We start from the raw sequence: 19,379 nt of genomic DNA, 5'->3' as shown, positions 1-19,379 counted from the left end.
CTTTCTTTGATAACACTATTTTACCATACATCATCTCAAAAATATATAGCAGAAATTTAATTTATTCTATACTAGTTAGAGAAATCAAAGAAGAACTTGATACAGAAATTGAAGTTCTGAAATTGTTGGATACAGTTGAATATGATTATCCAAACTTCCATTTATCCATGGATTGCTTTATCTGCAAGATTAAATCAGGTGATTTGGTATTGAAAGAACATGAAGATTCAGCATGGTTAACGAAAGATACATTATATAGTGTGGATTGGCTACCGGCAGATCAGGGATTGATTCCCCTGGTTGAGAAACACTTATGATTCCTGGACTGAGGACACCGATGCGGAGACGGTGAAGACGGTGGTAGCCGGACTTCAGATGATGGGACTCAACGCAAAGGAAGAAAGGCGGACCATCAAGAAGGTCTTTGATATGAGACCACAGCCACAGCCGGATGCTATAAAACAGCCACAGGAACAGCCTAATGAAGAGCCGGATGGCTGACAGTGGAGATTCCTCGCAGGCTGATGAATGATACGGTACTTGCCAATCTTGACTGCATCATCGATGGAAAGGGTAGCCTGACGAAGAAAATAAGCAGGTGAACTGGTGCTGAAAAGCCGTGATCGAACTTATGATGAGTTCTGCGAAAAAGAGGAACTCGGAGGAATGGTCACAAGTCGGTTGAAATAAACAGGCATTATTCAGTCTAATGATAAGGATTACGAGTAAGACCAAAAGGGTCACTTTCGAGAGGAGGTGATGCCTTATGCCAAAGAAAAGTAAAACATTATGTGTAGATGACCTGCGTCATGCGGAGTACTACGGAATGCAAGGTACTTTTGATGAACTATATCAAAAAAGTCAGAACGGTGAAGTATTTGAGAATCTTATGGATTTGATACTGAGCAGGGATAACATTTTACTTGCGTACCGAAACATCAAAGCGAACAAAGGCAGCTACACGGCAAGAACAGACAAAAAGAACATCACAGATATTGGGAGTCAAACTCCTGATGATGTGGTAAAAAGAGTGAGATTTATTGTTACGGGAAGCGAACACGGCTACAGACCAAAGCCTGTAAGACGGAAAGATATCCCGAAACCAAACGGAAAAACACGTCCGCTGGGAATCCCATGTATATGGGATAGGTTGATACAGCAATGTATCAAGCAGATCATGAAACCAATCTGCGAAGCAAAGTTCAGCAATAATAGTTTGTACTGGTCAAGCTTTTTGGTAACACTTTGTTCGGAAATCATGCTCTATATCGAAACTCCATTGGTGTCATATAGTTATTCGTTGAATGAGGTCTCACATAGTTGTACCAGTTAATGTATTGCTTTGTCATTTCATCTAACTGCTCAACACTTTCAAAAGTATATCTATAGTAAAAATAATTTTTGAAAGTATTATAAAATCTTTCCATTGGCGCATTATCATAAGGACAGCCAGCCTTGCTCATACTTTGAATTACGCCGTTATCCTTGCAAAAATTGACAAACTCCCAAGATGTATATTGTACTCCCTGATCGCTGTGCAGAAGTATTCCATTGCTTGGTTTTTCTTTTTTTAGGGCTTCCGTAAGTGTTTCTATTGCAAGTTCTGTATTTATGTAGTCGCTATTGACTGATGCTATAGCAGATCTGTCAAATAAATCCATAATGGTACAGTTATATCGAAACTTACCATTAGGCTGACGCATATATGTAAAATCAGTGCACCAAATCTTATTTTTTTCATCGACGTTGAAGTTTTGTTTTAAGAGATTATCAAAGATTTTATGTTTTTTACAGCTTTTGTAACCTGGCTTTTTTCTCATAACTATAGCAGACAGATTAAGATCCTTATTCATATATTTATGGATGGTTGTTGTACTCAGATGTATACCATATCTTTGTAGAAAGATTTTCATAGGCCGATATCCAATAGTTCTATTATTGTTGTAATAGATATACTTTATCCTTTCATAAACCATAAATCTTTGCTCGTAATAATCTCTTTTCGTATCTTTCAGATAATTGTAGTAACAATTAAGACTAATCTTAAAATGTCTGCACAACCATCTTAAGCCAAATTGCTCCTTATTTTTGTCAATGAATCGATATACCACTAATCGATTTCCTTTGCAAAGAATGCCGCTGCTTTTTTTTTAAAATCAATTTCTTTATCCTTCTCATGAAGAAGCTGGTTCAGTCTTCTGATTTCCTTTGCAGATTCGAATTCTTCCTGTGATGTTTTAGTGGTAGTTTTATATTGGCATTCTTCACCATGTTTTTTTACCCACCCGGTGAGGGTGCTTTTTGCAACATTGTAGTCAGCTGCTATCTCACTTATTGAGCGATCACCTGCCATATAGGCTTTGACTACTTCAATTTTAAAATTTTCATTGTAACGTGTGGCCATGATTGGTCCCTCCTTTGGATAATAAATATTATATACTATCCGAACAAGGTGTTACAAATTTAGTTTACCACTACAGCTACTTATAGAAAAAAATCCGGTAAACTGTACCGAGGTTATACAGCTAATCTTGAAGAAACAGTTGGTAAGAATGGCTCTGTAATCACAGATTATCAGTTTGATAAAAATACACATACCGATAGTCATTTCCTTCAGGATACGCTTTCAGCAATGGAAAAGTCCGAAGAAGAAATCATTCTGATTACAGATGGTGGTTATGACGGACAGGATAACATTGCTCTTGCAAAGGAGAAAAATGTCAAACTGGTAACAACAGCTCTGATAGGGAAAGAGGCTCCAGATGCTTTGGCTGACTTTGAATTTAATGAGGATGGAACCCGTCTGTTAAAATGTGCCGCAGGTCATGAGCCTATAAGCCAGAGTTTTACAAAATCAACAAGACAATGCAGAGTATCATTTGACCGTAATCATTGTGCTGGTTGCCCATATCAAGATCAGCGCCGTCCAAAGATATATAAAAAAGTTGCCACTTTTATTGCTTCAAAAAATGCATCTAACAGAGCGAAAAGCCAAAGATACATGCAGAGTGAAGAATTCAGTAACTTAGCAAGGTTGAGAAATGGTGTAGAAACTATTCCTGCTAACATCCGAAAGAATTATCATCTTGATAAACTTCCAAGAGGTAAACAGCGTGGTAAATTTTTCTTTGGAAGCAAAATAGCTGCATTAAATTTCCGAAAGCTCTTTGGATTCCGAAAGGGCTTGGGTAATTATGCTCCAAATCCAGTATTAGTGTAAAATACACTGAAGAAATAGTAAGGAATGACAGTAAACAATAGTAAACGCTCCATAAGTGGGGGTACCCACTATGGAGCGTTTACGTATGAAATCTCAGAGACAGTACAAGGTCTTCCGATATTTTTTCGGATGACCTTGTTTTAACATTCTATAACTGTTTCATGATAAAACGATAATCAGTAGGTGCCATTTGAAAATTAGTATAAAAAACCTGGTTAAAATACTTGGTAGAAGTATAGCCTACTTTTTCTGAAATGTCAGATACTTTCATAGTAGTATGGGCAAGAAGCTCCTTAGCGGCTTCCATTCGACGTTCTGTGAGAAGCTGTGAAAAACCCATAGAGAGTTCTTTCTTTAGCAACCGGGAAATATATGAGCTATTGCGATTTATAAATTCTGCGGCATCATTTAATCCTATTTGTTTTTCATAGTTTTTATTTATGTATTCTATAACGGTATTAACGATTATTCCTGTGTTTCGTGTAGTGACACAGGACAGTTCCTGGATAATGTTTTTGATGCAGTTGGAAAAAATAGTTCTGCTGTGTTCGCTGCAGGGTTGTTCCATGCAGTAGCGTGTCATCGGAGCAGTAAGATAGCTGCTGTCCCTGGAATCATCCAGAAAATTTTTCAGTTGAATATGAAGGTTTAATTCGACTAGCTTGATAGCATCCTGTTGAGTGAGCAGATTTTCATTCTGTATCAGTGAAAAAAAAGCATCTCCGATTTCCAGTGCATCATTGAGATTACGTGTCTGAATGGCATTGATCAGATTGGAAATGATTTCGTTAATCTCAATAATACTGGAATTGTAATCATTTATTTCTGCAAAAAATAAGATACTGTCTTCCGGTGAAACGATGTTGGAAGCTTTATAAGAAAAACAATATTGTATCTGTTTATTGAGCTTAGGAAACTGTTGAATAGAGTTTCCGAGTTCACTGATTCCAATTGTGATAGAAGAAAAAAGTTTTTCCCTGGTATAACAGATCAGTGAATATGCCAGGCTTTTAACTTCTGCAACAGGGTCAGCAGATGTAACAGGCATAAGAATATATACAATGTTTCCAATATAGCATGATGCAATACCGTCATAGTCTTTATTAATCTTTTTCGACAGAGAATAAGAAATATAGTATTCCTGATTCTGCAGGATGTTCATACTGTTCGTGGTATTACACTTAATACCAATCAAATAGAACAAATCTGGATTCAGACCAAGTGAAAGACATTGCCGGAGCTGTTCAGGAGAAAAACTGGTGACAGGATTGATCAGCAAAGTTTCCATAAACTGTTTTTTCAAAAGACTCTGATTTTCTTTAAAAAATCTGGAAAGCATTTCTTTTTGTTTCTCTATATTTCCCTGCTCCTGAACTGCATTTATGGCTTTCTTTAAGCAGGCAAGGAATATGTCACTGTTCAATGGTTTAAGAAGGTAATCAAAGGCATCATATCTCAAAGCCGCCTGTGCATAAGAAAACTCGGAGTATCCGGAGACAAAGATGACCGGCAGGTTTAATTGTGATTCAGATATTTTCTGAAGAAGATGGATTCCATTTTCACAGGGCATTTGAATGTCCGAGAACAGAATATCAGGATGCTTTGTCTGAATGATGGTCCAGGCATCAGCTGCATTAGTGGCTGTCAGGATGGTGTGAGATTTAAAGTCAGACTGCCGGATTATATTTTCCATTGTCTGAAGTGCAATTGCTTCGTCGTCAACAAGTAATATTTTCATTTCAGATGTCCTGCTTTCTCAATTGGTTTTTCTACTAGTTTCAAAGGAAGACGAACCGTGATACATGCTCCATTGTTTTCGTTATTTTGCAGGATCAGTCCATGATTTTCGCCATAATAGAGCTTCAGTCGTTTGTCGATATTGTAAATTCCGTAAGCGGTGGAGGGCTTTTGCTGAGAACTTTTGGAAAAATTTTCCATGAATTCCTGGGAAAAACCTGGACCGTTGTCCTTTACACAAATCTGCAGATCGGCACCATCTGTACTTCCAAGGATTGCAATGATGCCTTTGCCAGAAATTTTGGAGGTTCCGTGGATCACTGCGTTTTCAATCAGAGGCTGGAGAATCAGCTTGGGAATATAGCAATGGTATAAAGCTTTGGGAATATCAATTAAAATAGTCAGATTATTTCCAAAACGAAGTTTTTGTATATAGGTATATTCTTTTACATAATACAAGGTCTCTTCCAGTGTGTTGAATGGTTTGCCTTTCAGGGACATGCGCTCAATATCAGCAAGTGAATTCAGTGCATGGTGACATTCTTCTTTTCTGTCCATATCTATCAGGCCGGAAATACAATTCAAAGTATTGTAAAGAAAGTGTGGATTGATCTGTGCCTGGAGACTTTCAATTTCAATATTCTTTGTAAGAATTTCCTGGTCATGGATCTTTTCAGATAATGCACGGATACGCGAAAGAGTCTGATTGTAAACATTGGATAACTGGGAAAATTCAATGGAACTATTCATATGGATAAATGCATCATTATCAATTGCTTTTGTTTTATTTAGTTTTTCCATGAAATAGTCAAATTCATCCGCTATACTTCGGGAGATAAAACGTGTTGCTCCGATAATTGCGATTAGAGCAAGAATAGATGGAAAAAGCAGCAGGATCACGAACGTGCGGGTTCCTTTATAAACCAGAGACTGATTGGTTATCAGCAATAATTGCAGATTACTTATGCTGGTGGAAAAGGAATCTGCTGTATATTTATATATCTGTGTATTTAAACGTTCAGTTTTTATGAGCTCAATAATATTCTGTTCTGAAAGTTCAGTAGTATTCCTGAAAATATGATGATTATTGTCAATTAAAACAAATTGGTACACGTTACTGTTCAGGGAAAAGATTTTATCAAAAACAGCAGCCTTGGACTCCACAACCAGTGTGCCAAGACGTTTTTTTCCTGTAGTCTCAGTTTTTCCAGTCCATTGATAAATAGTTCGACACATGTATAATTTGTCTGAAGCATCACTGATCTCAAAGATATAAGGTAATCCGTGGTAATCATCACCTTTTTTCAGAATTTCTGAAATGCAAGACGGGGAAAAACCAGATACTGGCTGTGATGAGTTGCTGGCTGTTGAAATCAGTTTTCCGCTGTCAGTGATAAAAAATACATTATCTGAATAGTTAACACTTAAAGAAGGATAATAGGGGGCGTCATTTAATAAAAGCTTTTGGAATTCCTGTCCATCATCCTGTGTTATGTTTATAAGATTGTTTTGTGTTGTATTTTTATAGCAAAAGATACTGGAATCTGAGGTAAACTGAGTAAAATAGGATTCCAGGGATGTGAGAGCCGTACTAGCGTAGGCTGTTTTTTCATTCTCAGAGGATTCTTTTACTGAGTGAAAATAAAATATGGTATCGATTGCTCCGATGGAAAGAAATGTGATCAGTAAGATAGGAATCACATAACGCGTGTATTTAATTCGAATGCTGACAGGGTGAGTTGTTTTTTGCTTCATACAAACCTCTTTCCGATAAATGTATTAGATATTTTGTCTTTTTGTAACTGTTCAGTATCCTCACAGTTATGTTTTTTTATTATAACTATAAATGAGCAAGTTCGTGATTTTGCATAAAAGAAAGACACCTCGATTCCGTGTGTTGTATAATGAAAGTGCCTAAACAAACATTTGCAACATTTACGAAAGAAGGTGTCTCTCGCAAATACTATACATCATTCCTCATTCATATACAACCAGTTTAAAAAATTAAACTTATGCAAATTTTATTCGTACCGAGTAATAAACCATCTTATGAGTATCCTAATCAGTATTTTCATTTCAGGATACCATGGAAAAACCACGGACTTTGCTAAAAACAGTTCCTGTCACAGAACTACGATTGCCCATTTCCTCAATTCCGGAAAATGGGATGATTCATTACTTTCAGATACGTTAAAATGCTCTGTCATTGAGATTATTTATTCAGAAGCAGCACGCACCGGAAAGCCTGTTTTCTGTATTGTGGACGATACGATCGCTTCAAAGACAAAGCCTTCGTCACAGGCTTTACATCCCATTGAAGATGCGTATTTTCACCAATCCCATTTAAAGGGAAAACAGGATTACGGGCATCAGGCAGTTGCTGTTATGCTTTCCTGCAATGGTATTGTTCTGAACTATGCTTTTGTAATGTACAATAAGTCAATTTCCAAGATTGACATTGTACAAAACATTGCAAAGGAGCTGCCTGTTCCACCGGTAATGTCCTATTTTCTTTGTGACTGCTGGTATGTTTCTGAAAAGATAATCAATACCTTTGCACAGAGGGGGTTCCATACCATCGGTGCTTTGAAAACAAACCGTTTGCTGTATCCATCGGGAATGAAAAAGAAACTTAGTGAACTGGCCGCCGAATTGTCTGTTACACATAGTGAATTTGACCTTGTGACAGTCAAAAATGAAACTATTATGTGTACCGGTACGAGGGAAACCTCAACGGCATAGAAAATGCGGTAGTTCTTTTGAGTTATCCGGAAAAGGCATTTGGTGATCCCAAAGCATTGCGTGCTTTCATCAGTACAAACGCAGCCCTATCTACACAGGAGATTCTTTCCTGGTATGTGTGTCGATGGCCTATTGAAGTATTTTTTCGCCAGTGTAAGGATAAACTGGCACTGGACGGCTATCAGATACGCTCTGCACAGGGAATCAAAAGGTACTGGCTACTTATGTCACTGGCACATTTCATGTGTGCAGTGGGTACTGGTAGGTTTTGTTCGTTTGAAACTGGATATCACGAAATCTGTGATACCATTCAGCTGGAAAAGTATCGTTATCTTTTTCAATGCGCAAAAGAAAGTAATGATTTTGATTCATTTATGAAATTTGTAGTGTAGTTTTGTGCAATTTTTCAAATTTGCTCATTTATAGTATTATAACATATGAGACTCGGAAAAAAAGAGAAGGTAAAAAATTTGGTATAGGATGTCATTATTCTGGAATCGAAAATTACTATGGATGAGAATATAATAAAGATATCAAAGAACAGGAGGATTTAACTTATGAGAAAGAGAGTAATCAGTACCTTGTTGGTAATGGCAACAACAGCAGGTTTATTTTCTGGAAATGTGTCTGCAGTGTATGCAGAAGAGCAGTCATCCGGAGATTATGAATATCAGGAGCTGGAGGATGCGGAAATTACATACTTTAATTATTCCGTAGAAGGAAAAGAACTGTATGAGAAAGAAATTGCTGCTTATAACGAAATTCATCCGAACGTGAAAATTAATCTTGAATTAGTTGGAGGCGGTACAGACTGGCGTTCTACATTAAAGGCTGAAATCTCAAGTGGTCAGGCACCGGATCTTGTGGTTATGGAAGGCGCATCTGATTTTGCTACATTTGGGGACATGATTGAAGATCTCAGTGATCAGCCGTGGGTGGAGCATATATATGAAAACAATATCGATGACTGCAAAGTCGAGGATGCAATAGTTGGTGCACCATCAGGCGTAGTGTGCTATGGAATGCTGTATAACAAAGCTGTTTTTGAAGCTTGCGGTATCGATGGTTCTACATTAAAGAGTTATGATGATATTGATGCGGCCTTTGGTAAGGTTCAGGATGCTATTGATGCAGGGGAACTTGCAGATCAGTTCCCGGATCTCGAAGCAGTTGTTTCACTTCCGGCAGCAGAATCCTGGGTACTTGCAAATCATGGTGCAAATCCGGCAATTCAGGCAGAGCTTGGAACGGCATTTGATACTTATGAAGCGGAGTCTCTTGATTTTACGTATGCAGATGCATTAAAGGACTACATTGATCTGATGGTAAAATATTCTCCTGACGCAGACAAACCAGAAGCGCTGGTTGGAGTTGATTATGACAGTGCAATGGGTGGTTCCTTCTGTATCGGAAGAACAGCTGTTATTCAGATGGGACAGTGGGTTGCTCCTGTAATCGACGAAATTGATCCAGAACTTCGTGAAAATATTGGTGTTCTTCCAATGCCTTTAAAGGGTGTGGATGAAGATAATATCTGTTATGGTATTGCTTCCTATTTTGTTGTCAACAAGAATTCAGATGATGCAAAAAAAGCTGCTGCAAAAGATTTTGTAAACTGGCTGCTTATGTCTGACGAAGGAAAAGCAATGATTACTTCTAATATCAGTGTTCCATTTGATAATTTTGAAGATTTTCCATCTGAAAATGTTATCAGTCTTGCATGCGAGCCATATGCAAAAGAAGGAAATACCTTCTCATTAGTATTTGGAGGTTATCCGGATGGCTGGTCTGATTTATTAGGTGCTGGAATCCAGAGCTATATCGCCGGTGAAAAAGAGTGGGATGCTGTCATCGAAGAAGCCAAAGCGAACTGGGCAGAAATGAGATAAAGAAAGAGTTTCAGGACAGCCGGACGATATTCTGGCTGTCCTTTTATGGAGGAAACGATATGCGTAAATCAAAAAAAATATTCTGGCTTTTTCTTGCTCCTTGTTTGATTACTTTTTGTATTGCTGTTGTAATTCCTACATTAACAGGCATTTATTATTCTTTTACAGACTGGGACGGACTCCATGCAAATTGTGATTTTGTTTTTTTAGACAATTATATCAGTGCAGTTCGTGATATTTATTTTCAAAATGCTTTCGTTTTTACTTTTAAATTTGTAATTATAACAGTGATTGCGGTAAATGTGGTTGCATTTGCAGCAGCTATGCTGGTAACTCAAAATATAAAAGGGAAAAATTTATTCAGAAGTATATTCTTTATGCCTAATCTGGTAGGTGGTGTACTGGTAGGTTTTGCATGGCAGTTCATTTTTTGTGATGTATTTGACAGTATTGGAGAAATTCTTGGAATTAACTGGCTCTGTGACTGGCTTTCTACTAAGTCTACAGGTTTCTGGGGACTGGTTATTCTTGTTGTATGGCAGATGAGTGGATATATGATGCTGATTTACATTGCACAGATACAGAATATTCCGGAAAATCTGTTGGAATCTGCGAGAATTGATGGTGCGAGTGCTTTTCAGTGTTTCTGGAAAATTAAGCTTCCGTTAATGATGCCTGCTTTTACCATTGGACTTTTCCTTACTCTGACAAATTGCTTTAAACTGTATGACCAGAACCTGACCTTAACTGGAGGCGGTCCTGCGAAAGCCACGGAAATGCTTACTATGGATATCTGTAACACGGCATTCTCAAGAAATATGTATGGAATGGCACAGGCAAAAGGTATTATTTTCCTTATTGTAGTTGCATTTATTACAGTAAGTCAGTTGATGTTTACAAAATCTAAGGAGGTGGAGATGTAATGCAGAGAAAAAAAATAATCTCTAAAACAGTGATTATCCTGTGTTGTATTATGCTGGCGGCGTTTTTTATCTTCCCGATCTTATTATTGTTTATTAACTCATTTAAATCTTTAAAAGAAATCTACATGAGTGTTCTCCAGCTTCCTGAGACCATGAATTTGGACAATTATGTTTCTGCATTCAAAGAACTGGATTACTTGAATGCCATCAAGAATTCTCTGATTGTAACATGTACGGTAACGGCTGCAAATGTGATCTGCTGTTCTATGGCAGCGTGGGTGCTGGTACGATATAAAACCAAAACAAGCAGACTGATATTTACCATTTTTTCCGTTGCAGTGCTTGTACCATTTCAGTGTGTCATGCTTCCACTGCTGGCAGAAATGGGAAAATTAAATATGATCAATATGCCGGGACTGATGCTTGTAAATCTTGGATTTGGTTCTTCTATGTCGATTATTTTATTCCATGGATTTATGAAAAACGTTCCGGTGGAACTGGAAGAGGCTGCGGCAATTGATGGCGCCAGTCAGCCAAGAATATTTTTCACAATTGTGTTGCCTCTGATTAAAGGAATTGCAGTAACCGTTGCCATCCTGAATGTTATGTCTCTTTGGAATGATTATCTGCTTCCGTCTTTGACCATCAACCGGAGCGGAACACAAACCCTTCCACTTAGAACATATTTATTCTTCGGTGCTTACACGAAGAAGTGGAACCTGGGTTCTGCAGCGCTCGTTATGGCAATTATTCCGGTAATTATTTTTTATGTCCTTTGTCAGAAACACATTATTAAAGGTGTAACGGAGGGCGCAGTGAAGGGTTAAGTTTAGCTGGTTATGATGAATAGTGACGGTTAATAGTAAAGGAGATAGAAACTATGTGTTGGACTGTAAATGAGATAAAAAAAGGTGTTTGGCATGTTGATGAGAGTGGACTGGACGCTATGTATGTGGTAAAGGGCAGCAAAATGTCTGCGGTGATTGATACGGGAACTGGAATTGGTAATTTTAAGGGGTTGGTAGAATCGTTGGTGGGTAATCCCTATATTGTATTGATCACTCATGGTCATGTAGATCATGCCGGCGGATGTGGTCAGTTTGAAGAAGTTTATATTAATGAAGGCGATTATCAGGCTGCACTGAATATAAAGGTGGAAGACAGGGAAAGATATTTAAAGAATATGGAAAGTGCCGGTGCTATTGCACCTGGCAGCCTGAGTATTTCTGAAAAACTGAGAAATGATCAGAAGCCAGTATTTCATTTTTTTAAAGATGGGGACATTTTTGACATTGGAGATAAAAAGCTGGTTGTATATGAGATGACAGGACATACAGCTGGATCTGTATGTATTCTGGATGAAGAAGACAGAGTTCTGTTTTCTGGTGACAATGTAAATGATCTGGAATTGATCTGCGCTTCTGCCAGCGATCGTGAGGCTTTATTGAAAGAATGGTATGAGGCCGGAAAAAGAATTTTTGCAAGAAAAGATTCATTTGATGTCTGTGGTGGCGGGCATTGTCTGATTTCAATTGAAAAAGCGGAAGAAGCCCTGATGTGTGGGAAAATGATTTTATCTGGTGAATTGCAGGCAAAAGTTGAAAAAGTTCATTTTTTCCATGCACCATTTTATAAGTATAAAAACAGCCGTCTTTATAATGGCGATTTTGCAGCACTTTATTCAAAAGAATAATGAAGAACAAAGAGCATTAGGAAACTGGTGCTCTTTCTTTATATATGGTGCTTGAAGGAGAAGCCGGACATCAGGACTCTATCGTACGGACAGAATATTCTGTGAATACTCTGATAGAAAATGGCGTGGAATTAGAAAAACTGGGATATGCGATTGCCAATTGGAACAGAGCGTAGGCTCAGACCAAGACAGCAGCTCTGCTGACCCAGTATGCTGGAAGGATTGAACTGATTATTGCAAATAATGACGATATGGCTCTTGGAGCAATTGATGCCTTTCGGGATTCGAAGATCCCAAAAGAAGACTGGCCAGGAGTAGTAGGTATTGATGGTACCGACGTTGGACTGGCTGCTGTAAAGAGAGGCGAGATGATTGGCACAGTATATAATGACAAAGAAGGACAGGCCCAGGAAATGCTGAACCTTGCTTTTGCAATCGCAACGGGGGAGACTGTCCGAAAACCAGGATGAGTTTTCATCAGAATTGAATTAAGTTTGATTCACTCATATGAGTGTTCAATATAGATATAAAAAACTGCAGTTACTGTTCAGAGGTATGCATAAGTCATTGTAAAAAATAACGAAATTTATTTTTTTATTTTGTGGATATTCATTTTGGACAGGAAAAACTGTGTTTATAGTTTTTCCTGCCGTTCTTTTGGGACAAAGTTATACACCAGATTCTGGATTTCAGAGCCCGTTTTCGAAGTTTCATGGCTGATATCAATGCTTTTTCAATCGCAAAACGAATACTTATCCACAGTCAAATTGACGAAAGAACGATTTTGGGAAATTCGCTTTTTTTCTATGTTTTTGTTATACTCTTTCATAAGAAAGAGAGGTTTTCTTATGGACATCGATTTAAAAGAAGAATTGAAAAAACGTGATGAACTTCTCGCTGGTTACCTCAAACAGATTGAGATACAAGAGGAATTTATCCAAAAACAAAAGGAAATGATTGAATATCTGGAATGGTCCTATGCCAAGATTTAGTACAAGTTAAAATGAGGTTTTCCTCATCTTAACCTGCCAGCTGCAATTCGTCTTGCGGAAGTCTACGATACAGCTCTTCATAATCGTTTGGTGACATATAATCACAGTGACTATGAATTCGTTTCGTATTGTAGAATGCTTCCAAATATTCAAAAATCAAACGATATGCATGGTCATAATCTCGAATCTTAAACCGATTCAGCCATTCTCTCTTAATCAGGGAATGGAACGACTCAATACATACGTTATCCCATGGATATGCCTTTTTAGAATAACTACACTGCATGGTTGCGGTTACATGTTTGTATTCTTTTGATACATACTGGCTTCCCCGGTCTGAATGCAGAATTAAAGGCTTATCGATATTGCGTCTTGCTTTGGCTTTCTTTATTGTTTCAATCACGCAGGATACTTCCAATGTTTTGGAAAGTGTCCAGGCAATGATTTTTCTGGAATATAAGTCCATGATACTGGTCAGATAAACAAATCCGTCTATCGTCCAGATATAAGTGATATCAGAGCACCAAACAGCATTTGGACGTTCTGGATTAAACTGTTCATCAAGGATATTTTTTAATTCGCTGCTGAAGTCAGAATCTTTGGTTGTGATCGTCCATGGCTTGACCCACTGGGCTTTGATGCCCATTTGCTTCATATACTTACCAACAGTACGTTCGGAGATGATTTCTCCTGATTTACGCAATTCCTTGGTGATTTTAGGGGCACCATAATTCTGTTTGGATTCATCGTAAATATCCTGAATTTTAGCTTTTACGGCTTTACGTCTTTTTTCCGTATTAGAAGGAACACGTTTTAGCCACGCATGATAACCAGAACGAGAAACGCCAAGATGTTTCAACATTCCGAAGACAGAAACTCGGCGCTTCGCCTTATGGGCAGTTTCTGCCATCTCCGTAACTTCGAGATAAATGGCTTCCGTCATTTTCCCAGAATGTTGATTGCTTTTTTTAATACTTCAAGGGCATCCTGTGCATCTCGTAATTCTCGTTTTAATCGTGCGATTTCTTTTGCTTCATCAGAAGCATAGTTACCGGAACCACGGCTTTCAATATCACCTGTTTCACGCAGTTCTTTCTGCCAGCGTGATAATGTCTGCTGACTGATTCCTAAGTTTGTAGCACAGCCTTGCAGTCCTAAGTTCTTGTGATCATGATAGTACTGGACTGCATCCAGCTTAAATTGTTTATCATAGTGCTTTGCCATAATGAGATCCTCCTTCAGTGCGGTACCTACATTGTACCATAATTTTTCTTATAAGGAATTCTCATTTTGACTTGTACTATTTATATTCTAACACCACTTTCAAAAATTGTTTTTACTATAGATATACTTTTGAAAGTGTTGAGCAGTTAGATGAAATGACAAAGCAATACATTAACTGGTACAACTATGTGAGACCTCATTCAACGAATAACTATATGACACCAATGGAGTTTCGATATAGAGCATGATTTCCGAACAAAGTGTTACCAAAAAGCTTGACCAGTACACCTGTAAGACGGAAAGATATCCCGAAACCAAACGGAAAAACACGTCTGCTGGGAATCCCATGTATATGGGATAGGTTGATACAGCAATGTATCAAGCAGATCATGAAACCAATCTGCGAAGCAAAGTTCAGCAATAATAGTTATGGATTTCGTCCGAATAGATCCGTTGAACACGCCATTAACAGAACCTACACCATGCTTCAAATGATGAACTTTCATTATGTTATTGAGTTTGATGAAACAGAGCAAGGATTGCCAGCATTAATCTATGGTGAACAAAGAGTGAGTTCGTTGCCGATATAGGACATTACAGGAGAACACATAGATACAGATAATGAGTATATGTATTATTATTCGGTTGAGTTTGTAAAATAAGAATAGCAAAAAGAGAGAAGAGGATGCCATGGACTCGTTGATTTGATGATTCCGTGGCATCCTCTTTTGGAGAGGAAACTGGATTTATGATATTGTGGATTTTAGAACTTGTTTCTTATCTTTCGGTATTCTCTCGGCGAATATCCTTTCAGCTTGTGGAAAAGCCGGCTGAAATAAAGCTGATTATCATACCCGACGATTTTAGAAATTTCATTGATGGAATAGGTTGTTGTTTCAAGTAACATCTGGGCATTGTTAATTCGGATTCCCACAATAAACTGCATTGGTGTAGAACCTGTGTATTTTTTGAAGTTTCGGATAAACCAGCTGACACTCATTCCACGTGAGGCAGCATAATCATCTATGCTAATATTCTGGTTATAATTTTCACTGAAAAAGGTAACTGCGTTATCCATCTCGTGATCCAGGTATTCATTTTTCGAGATATGTTCCCTGGTCAGTTCCCGATGAAAGATGATAAGAAGATGACGGAGCAGAAGGACAAGCATTTCCTCATAATTATCTTGGCAACGCTGAAGCTCGATGATAATACGCTTGAAAATCTGTTCGTATTCCATAGAGGTTCCGACCTGAAATACACGCTCTTTATCCGGGAATCCATATTGCCGTAGGATATTTTTTACATTGTTGCCTGTAAAATGAATCCAGTATACTTCTGTCTTATCTTTTCCATAATATTCATATTTCTGAAGTTCCTTCGGTCTGTACAGTACAATATTACCGGCGGGGACAATCGTCTCGTTATCCACATTGTCAAAATGAAAATGCCCACAACCAGCAGTGATATAGATAATCTGATAATCCAGGCGTCCCCTTGGACGGTAGGTTGGTAACTTTGGATGGCTGGAAAGGCGGTAAGTACCGCAACTTCCTACAACCAGTGGGCGACTTTTGTCTTTGAAATCCATATGGGAGTGGTTTAAATAACCGGTATTCATATACATATGGTAGCACCTCTTTCCCTTTTTTGTTATTGTATCATTTAGTGTATATTTTGTCTAATCCAATTCATAGACATGTTTTGCAGATTAGGATAAGATATATATAGCAAAACAGAGAAACGTAAACATAAAAGTAAAAGACAAGGTTTGCTGTGGAAAAACAAAGTGCAAAAAAATGTATATGTATTAAAGGAGAGTTATTTATGATTGTACCACGTTATTATGAGGATTTAAGCGTACTGCATGAAAATACAATGCCAGCCAGAGCCTATTTTATTCCGGCATCCAAAAGAATGGATAACCTGGTGGAGCACAGGGAAGAGTCAGACCGAATGCAGTTATTGAACGGAACTTGGAAGTTCCAGTATTTTAACAGTATCTATGATGTTCAGGAACCCTTCTTTGAGAAAGATTATGATACAGAAAATTTTGATGAGATTCAGGTTCCGAGTGTATGGCAGATGGCAGGATATGACACACATCAGTATACAAACATCAGGTATCCGTTCCCATTTGATCCACCGTATGTACCACAGGATATTCCATGTGGAACATATGCACATACCTTTGTTTATCACAAAGATGAAAATGCACCAAAAGCTTTCTTGAATTTTGAAGGAGTAGACAGTTGCTTTTATGTATGGATCAATGGCTCTTATGTAGGGTATAGCCAAGTTTCTCATATAACCAGTGAGTTTGATATCACCGACCTCCTTCGGGACGGAGAGAACAGCATAGCGGTTCTGGTCATGAAGTGGTGTGATGGTTCCTATTTGGAAGATCAGGACAAATTCCGTATGAGTGGTATTTTCCGGGATGTGTACATTTTGAAACGCCCAAAACAGGCAATCAGTGATTATCATATTAAAACAAGAATTGAAGATATGCTTGCGAAAGTAGAAATTGAAATGAAATTCTACTCTCCGTTAAATGTAAAAATTTCGATTGAAGATAGAAACGGAGCAGTTGTAGCACTAGGAAGTATTGCTGAAGAAGGAACAGCTGTATTAGAAATCGCAAGTCCGGAACTTTGGAATACAGAAAATCCATATCTATATAAACTGATTCTTGAAACAGAGAATGAAGTAATTGTAGATCACATTGCATTAAGAAAGATAGAGATTAAAGACCAGGTTATTTATTTAAATGGACAGAAGATTAAATTCCGTGGTGTCAATCGACATGATTCTGATCCGGTTACTGGATTTACAATCAATCCGGAACAGATTACAACCGATCTTACGTTAATGAAGCAGCATAATTTTAATGCGATCCGTTCCAGCCACTATCCGAACGCACCATTTTTCTATGAAATGTGTGACAAGTATGGATTCATGGTAATAGATGAAGCAGATATTGAAGCTCATGGTCCATTTATGATCTACAGAAAAGAAGACACTGATTACAATCGGTTCAAACGATGGAATGAGAAGATTGCAGATGATCCGGTATGGGAAGAGGCAATCGTTGATCGCGTAAAACTCATGGTGGAACGTGACAAAAACCGTTTCTGTATTGTTATGTGGTCAATGGGAAATGAGAGTGCTTATGGCTGCAACTTTGAAAAAGCACTGGAATGGACAAAGAATTTTGATCCAGACCGTATCACACAATATGAGAGTGCAAGATACCGTAATTATGATGAAACATATGATTACAGCAATCTGGATGTGTACAGCCGGATGTACCCAGCGCTTTCCGAAATTCAGGAATATCTGGATAAAGATGGAAGCAAACCCTTCCTTTTGGTAGAGTACTGTCACAGCATGGGAAACGGACCTGGAGATTTTGAAGATTACTTCCAGATGATTCAGGATAATGATAAAATGTGCGGCGGCTTTGTCTGGGAATGGTGTGACCATGCGATTTCTCATGGAACTGCTGAGAATGGAAAGACTATATATGCTTATGGGGGCGACCATGGCGAAGAAATTCATGATGGCAACTTCTGTATGGATGGATTAGTATATCCGGACAGAACGGTACATACAGGACTTTTGGAATACAAGAATGTTTATCGCCCAGCAAGAGTTATTTCCTATAACAAAGAAAGCGGAGAACTGGTGCTTCATAACTACATGGATTTTGATGACTTGAAAGATTATGTGAAGATTAGTTATGAGCTGACACAGGATGGTCTTGTGATCAGCAAAGGCATACTTCCGGAGTTTTCTGTGGCACCACACGGGGAAGGAAAAACAAACCTGAAGATCAATGTTCCAGAGAATGGGAAATGTTATTTAAAACTTATTTACCATCTGAAAAAAGAATTGCCACTGTTGGATGAAGACCATATTCTTGGATTTGATGAAATTGAGGTAAGTAAAGAGGATACAAAATGTAAACTTGCAGAGAAATGGATACCAAAAACGGTAGTGGACTCTGAATTACAGGTAAATGAAAATGATACACAGATTCATATCAAGGGGCGTGAATTTGCTTATACCATAGACAAACGTACTGCACTCTTTACAGAGATGAAATTCGCAGGGCGGGAATACTTGAACCATCCGATGGAATTAAATATTTGGAGAGCTCCAACAGATAACGATATGTACATCAAGTCTGAATGGAAGAAAGCCCACTATGATAAGGCTTACACAAGAGCCTATACGACAGAGGTTGTGCAGGGAAAACATGGTGTGAAGATTACAAGCCATGCTTCCGTTGTGGCAGAGACAGTACAGAAGATTCTTGATGTGACGATTACATGGAAAATAGAAGCTGCTGGAAAGATTGATGCAGATATTGCAGTAACAAAAGACGATGAATTCCCGGATCTTCCGAGATTTGGTGTGAGGATGTTCCTGGATAAAAAACTTTCAGTTGTAAGATACTTTGGAATGGGACCACAGGAAAGTTATTGTGATAAACATCAGGCTGCGAGCCACGGTTTGTACCGGGCAGATGTAGGGGATTTACATGAGGACTATATCCGTCCACAGGAAAATGGAAGCCATTATGATTGTGAATATGTAGAGCTTAACAACAGTCGATATGGAATTGTGGCATTCGCAGAAAAGGCATTTTCATTCAATGCTTCTTATTATACACAGGAAGAACTTGAGAAGAAAACGCATAATTATGAATTAATAGAATCAGATAGTGTAGTATTCTGTGTTGACTACGCATTAAATGGCATTGGTTCTAATAGTTGTGGTCCAGTTGTATTGGAGCAGTACCGATTTGATGATGTATTATTCCGGTTTCAGTTTACACTGATACCGTATGTAAAGGGATAATAAAGTTTCATGTAACCCGTAAACAAGGAAAGAGAGTCTGATTGTAATGTAAAGTCCGGATATACAGAGCAATCAGACAAAAAAACAGAATTA

Annotated in this window: 18 protein-coding genes and 4 pseudogenes; 15 read left to right on the top strand and 7 right to left on the bottom strand. The window is 38.1% G+C overall.

Going from position 1 to position 19,379, the window contains the following annotated elements:
- The 3 genes and pseudogenes from NSA57_RS02685 to NSA57_RS02675 all read left to right on the top strand — a co-directional run.
- Positions 1-317, top strand: a pseudogene (locus NSA57_RS02685) (hypothetical protein); the annotation flags it as partial.
- Complete coding sequence (locus NSA57_RS02680) at positions 301-501, top strand: hypothetical protein (protein WP_257463918.1); 201 nt, start codon at positions 301-303, stop codon at positions 499-501. The pseudogene NSA57_RS02685 and the gene NSA57_RS02680, both read left to right, overlap by 17 nt.
- Positions 502-766: 265 nt before the next feature.
- Positions 767-1,216, top strand: a pseudogene (locus tag NSA57_RS02675) (group II intron reverse transcriptase/maturase); the annotation flags it as partial.
- A gap of 40 nt (positions 1,217-1,256) precedes the next feature.
- Here the strand turns inward: NSA57_RS02675 and NSA57_RS02670 are convergent.
- A complete protein-coding gene (locus tag NSA57_RS02670; RefSeq protein WP_257463917.1) occupies positions 1,257-2,111 on the bottom strand; it encodes an IS3 family transposase in 855 nt (284 codons plus the stop codon).
- Positions 2,111-2,404 (bottom strand): transposase, encoded by a 294-nt coding sequence (locus NSA57_RS02665; RefSeq protein ID WP_257463916.1) that lies wholly within the window; start codon positions 2,402-2,404, stop codon positions 2,111-2,113. Before NSA57_RS02665 ends, NSA57_RS02670 begins: the two co-directional genes overlap by 1 nt.
- 102 nt (positions 2,405-2,506) lie before the next feature.
- Here NSA57_RS02665 and NSA57_RS02660 point away from each other — a divergent pair, with 102 nt between their 5' ends.
- Positions 2,507-3,220 carry a transposase gene (locus NSA57_RS02660; RefSeq protein ID WP_330671284.1) on the top strand — a complete coding sequence of 238 codons (714 nt, stop codon included), beginning with the start codon at positions 2,507-2,509 and terminating at the stop codon, positions 3,218-3,220.
- Between the two features lie 148 nt (positions 3,221-3,368).
- Here NSA57_RS02660 and NSA57_RS02655 read toward each other — a convergent pair whose 3' ends face one another.
- Together NSA57_RS02655 and NSA57_RS02650 are read right to left on the bottom strand one after the other, a co-directional pair.
- On the bottom strand, positions 3,369-4,958 hold the full coding sequence (locus NSA57_RS02655) for a response regulator transcription factor (protein WP_257463915.1): 1,590 nt from the start codon (positions 4,956-4,958) through the stop codon (positions 3,369-3,371).
- The gene (locus NSA57_RS02650) at positions 4,955-6,712 is read right to left on the bottom strand and encodes a sensor histidine kinase (RefSeq protein ID WP_257463914.1); all 1,758 of its coding nucleotides are present in this window, start codon (positions 6,710-6,712) and stop codon (positions 4,955-4,957) included. The genes NSA57_RS02655 and NSA57_RS02650 overlap by 4 nt, the downstream gene beginning before the upstream one ends.
- A gap of 294 nt (positions 6,713-7,006) precedes the next feature.
- On the opposite strand from NSA57_RS02650, the gene NSA57_RS02645 reads away from it, so the two are divergent.
- The 8 genes and pseudogenes from NSA57_RS02645 (at position 7,007) to NSA57_RS02610 (ending at position 13,196) form a co-directional block, all read left to right on the top strand.
- The gene (locus NSA57_RS02645; RefSeq protein ID WP_257463913.1) at positions 7,007-7,699 is read left to right on the top strand and encodes a transposase; all 693 of its coding nucleotides are present in this window, start codon (positions 7,007-7,009) and stop codon (positions 7,697-7,699) included.
- Entirely contained in the window at positions 7,666-8,091 is a 426-nt protein-coding gene (locus NSA57_RS02640; RefSeq protein ID WP_257463912.1) for a hypothetical protein, read from the top strand. The genes NSA57_RS02645 and NSA57_RS02640 overlap by 34 nt, the downstream gene beginning before the upstream one ends.
- Positions 8,092-8,256: 165 nt before the next feature.
- The gene (locus NSA57_RS02635) at positions 8,257-9,588 is read left to right on the top strand and encodes an ABC transporter substrate-binding protein (protein ID WP_257463910.1); all 1,332 of its coding nucleotides are present in this window, start codon (positions 8,257-8,259) and stop codon (positions 9,586-9,588) included.
- A gap of 59 nt (positions 9,589-9,647) precedes the next feature.
- The gene (locus NSA57_RS02630; protein WP_257463909.1) at positions 9,648-10,511 is read left to right on the top strand and encodes a carbohydrate ABC transporter permease; all 864 of its coding nucleotides are present in this window, start codon (positions 9,648-9,650) and stop codon (positions 10,509-10,511) included.
- Positions 10,511-11,338, top strand: a complete 828-nt coding sequence (locus NSA57_RS02625; RefSeq protein ID WP_257463908.1) for a carbohydrate ABC transporter permease — start codon at positions 10,511-10,513, stop codon at positions 11,336-11,338. The genes NSA57_RS02630 and NSA57_RS02625 overlap by 1 nt, the downstream gene beginning before the upstream one ends.
- A gap of 53 nt (positions 11,339-11,391) precedes the next feature.
- Complete coding sequence (locus NSA57_RS02620) at positions 11,392-12,204, top strand: MBL fold metallo-hydrolase (RefSeq protein WP_257463907.1); 813 nt, start codon at positions 11,392-11,394, stop codon at positions 12,202-12,204.
- Between the two features lie 188 nt (positions 12,205-12,392).
- Positions 12,393-12,674 (top strand): annotated as a pseudogene (locus NSA57_RS02615) (substrate-binding domain-containing protein); the annotation flags it as partial.
- A 378-nt stretch (positions 12,675-13,052) separates the two neighbouring features.
- Positions 13,053-13,196 (top strand): hypothetical protein, encoded by a 144-nt coding sequence (locus NSA57_RS02610; protein WP_257463906.1) that lies wholly within the window; start codon positions 13,053-13,055, stop codon positions 13,194-13,196.
- A 28-nt stretch (positions 13,197-13,224) separates the two neighbouring features.
- Here NSA57_RS02610 and NSA57_RS02605 read toward each other — a convergent pair whose 3' ends face one another.
- Together NSA57_RS02605 and NSA57_RS02600 are read right to left on the bottom strand one after the other, a co-directional pair.
- On the bottom strand, positions 13,225-14,139 hold the full coding sequence (locus NSA57_RS02605) for an IS3 family transposase (protein ID WP_257463905.1): 915 nt from the start codon (positions 14,137-14,139) through the stop codon (positions 13,225-13,227).
- Positions 14,136-14,420 (bottom strand): transposase, encoded by a 285-nt coding sequence (locus NSA57_RS02600; protein WP_009261811.1) that lies wholly within the window; start codon positions 14,418-14,420, stop codon positions 14,136-14,138. The genes NSA57_RS02605 and NSA57_RS02600 overlap by 4 nt, the downstream gene beginning before the upstream one ends.
- Before the next feature lie 17 nt (positions 14,421-14,437).
- Between NSA57_RS02600 and NSA57_RS19895 the strand changes: the two genes are divergently transcribed.
- Both NSA57_RS19895 and NSA57_RS02595 read left to right on the top strand, forming a co-directional pair.
- A complete protein-coding gene (locus NSA57_RS19895) occupies positions 14,438-14,668 on the top strand; it encodes an integrase core domain-containing protein (protein WP_354183245.1) in 231 nt (76 codons plus the stop codon).
- Positions 14,669-14,707: 39 nt separating this feature from the next.
- Positions 14,708-14,944: pseudogene (locus NSA57_RS02595) on the top strand (reverse transcriptase domain-containing protein); the annotation flags it as partial.
- 239 nt (positions 14,945-15,183) lie between these two features.
- Here the strand turns inward: NSA57_RS02595 and NSA57_RS02590 are convergent.
- A complete protein-coding gene (locus NSA57_RS02590) occupies positions 15,184-16,047 on the bottom strand; it encodes an AraC family transcriptional regulator (RefSeq protein WP_022220923.1) in 864 nt (287 codons plus the stop codon).
- A 200-nt stretch (positions 16,048-16,247) separates the two neighbouring features.
- On the opposite strand from NSA57_RS02590, the gene NSA57_RS02585 reads away from it, so the two are divergent.
- Positions 16,248-19,286 (top strand): glycoside hydrolase family 2 TIM barrel-domain containing protein, encoded by a 3,039-nt coding sequence (locus NSA57_RS02585; RefSeq protein WP_257463903.1) that lies wholly within the window; start codon positions 16,248-16,250, stop codon positions 19,284-19,286.
- Positions 19,287-19,379 lie beyond the last annotated feature (93 nt).

The sequence above is a fragment of the Blautia caecimuris genome (assembly GCF_024622975.1).
In the GTDB taxonomy this organism is placed as follows: domain Bacteria; phylum Bacillota; class Clostridia; order Lachnospirales; family Lachnospiraceae; genus Blautia_A; species Blautia_A caecimuris.
The sequence above is the reverse complement of the archived record's forward strand: the minus strand, read 5'-3'. Positions and strand labels throughout refer to the sequence as shown.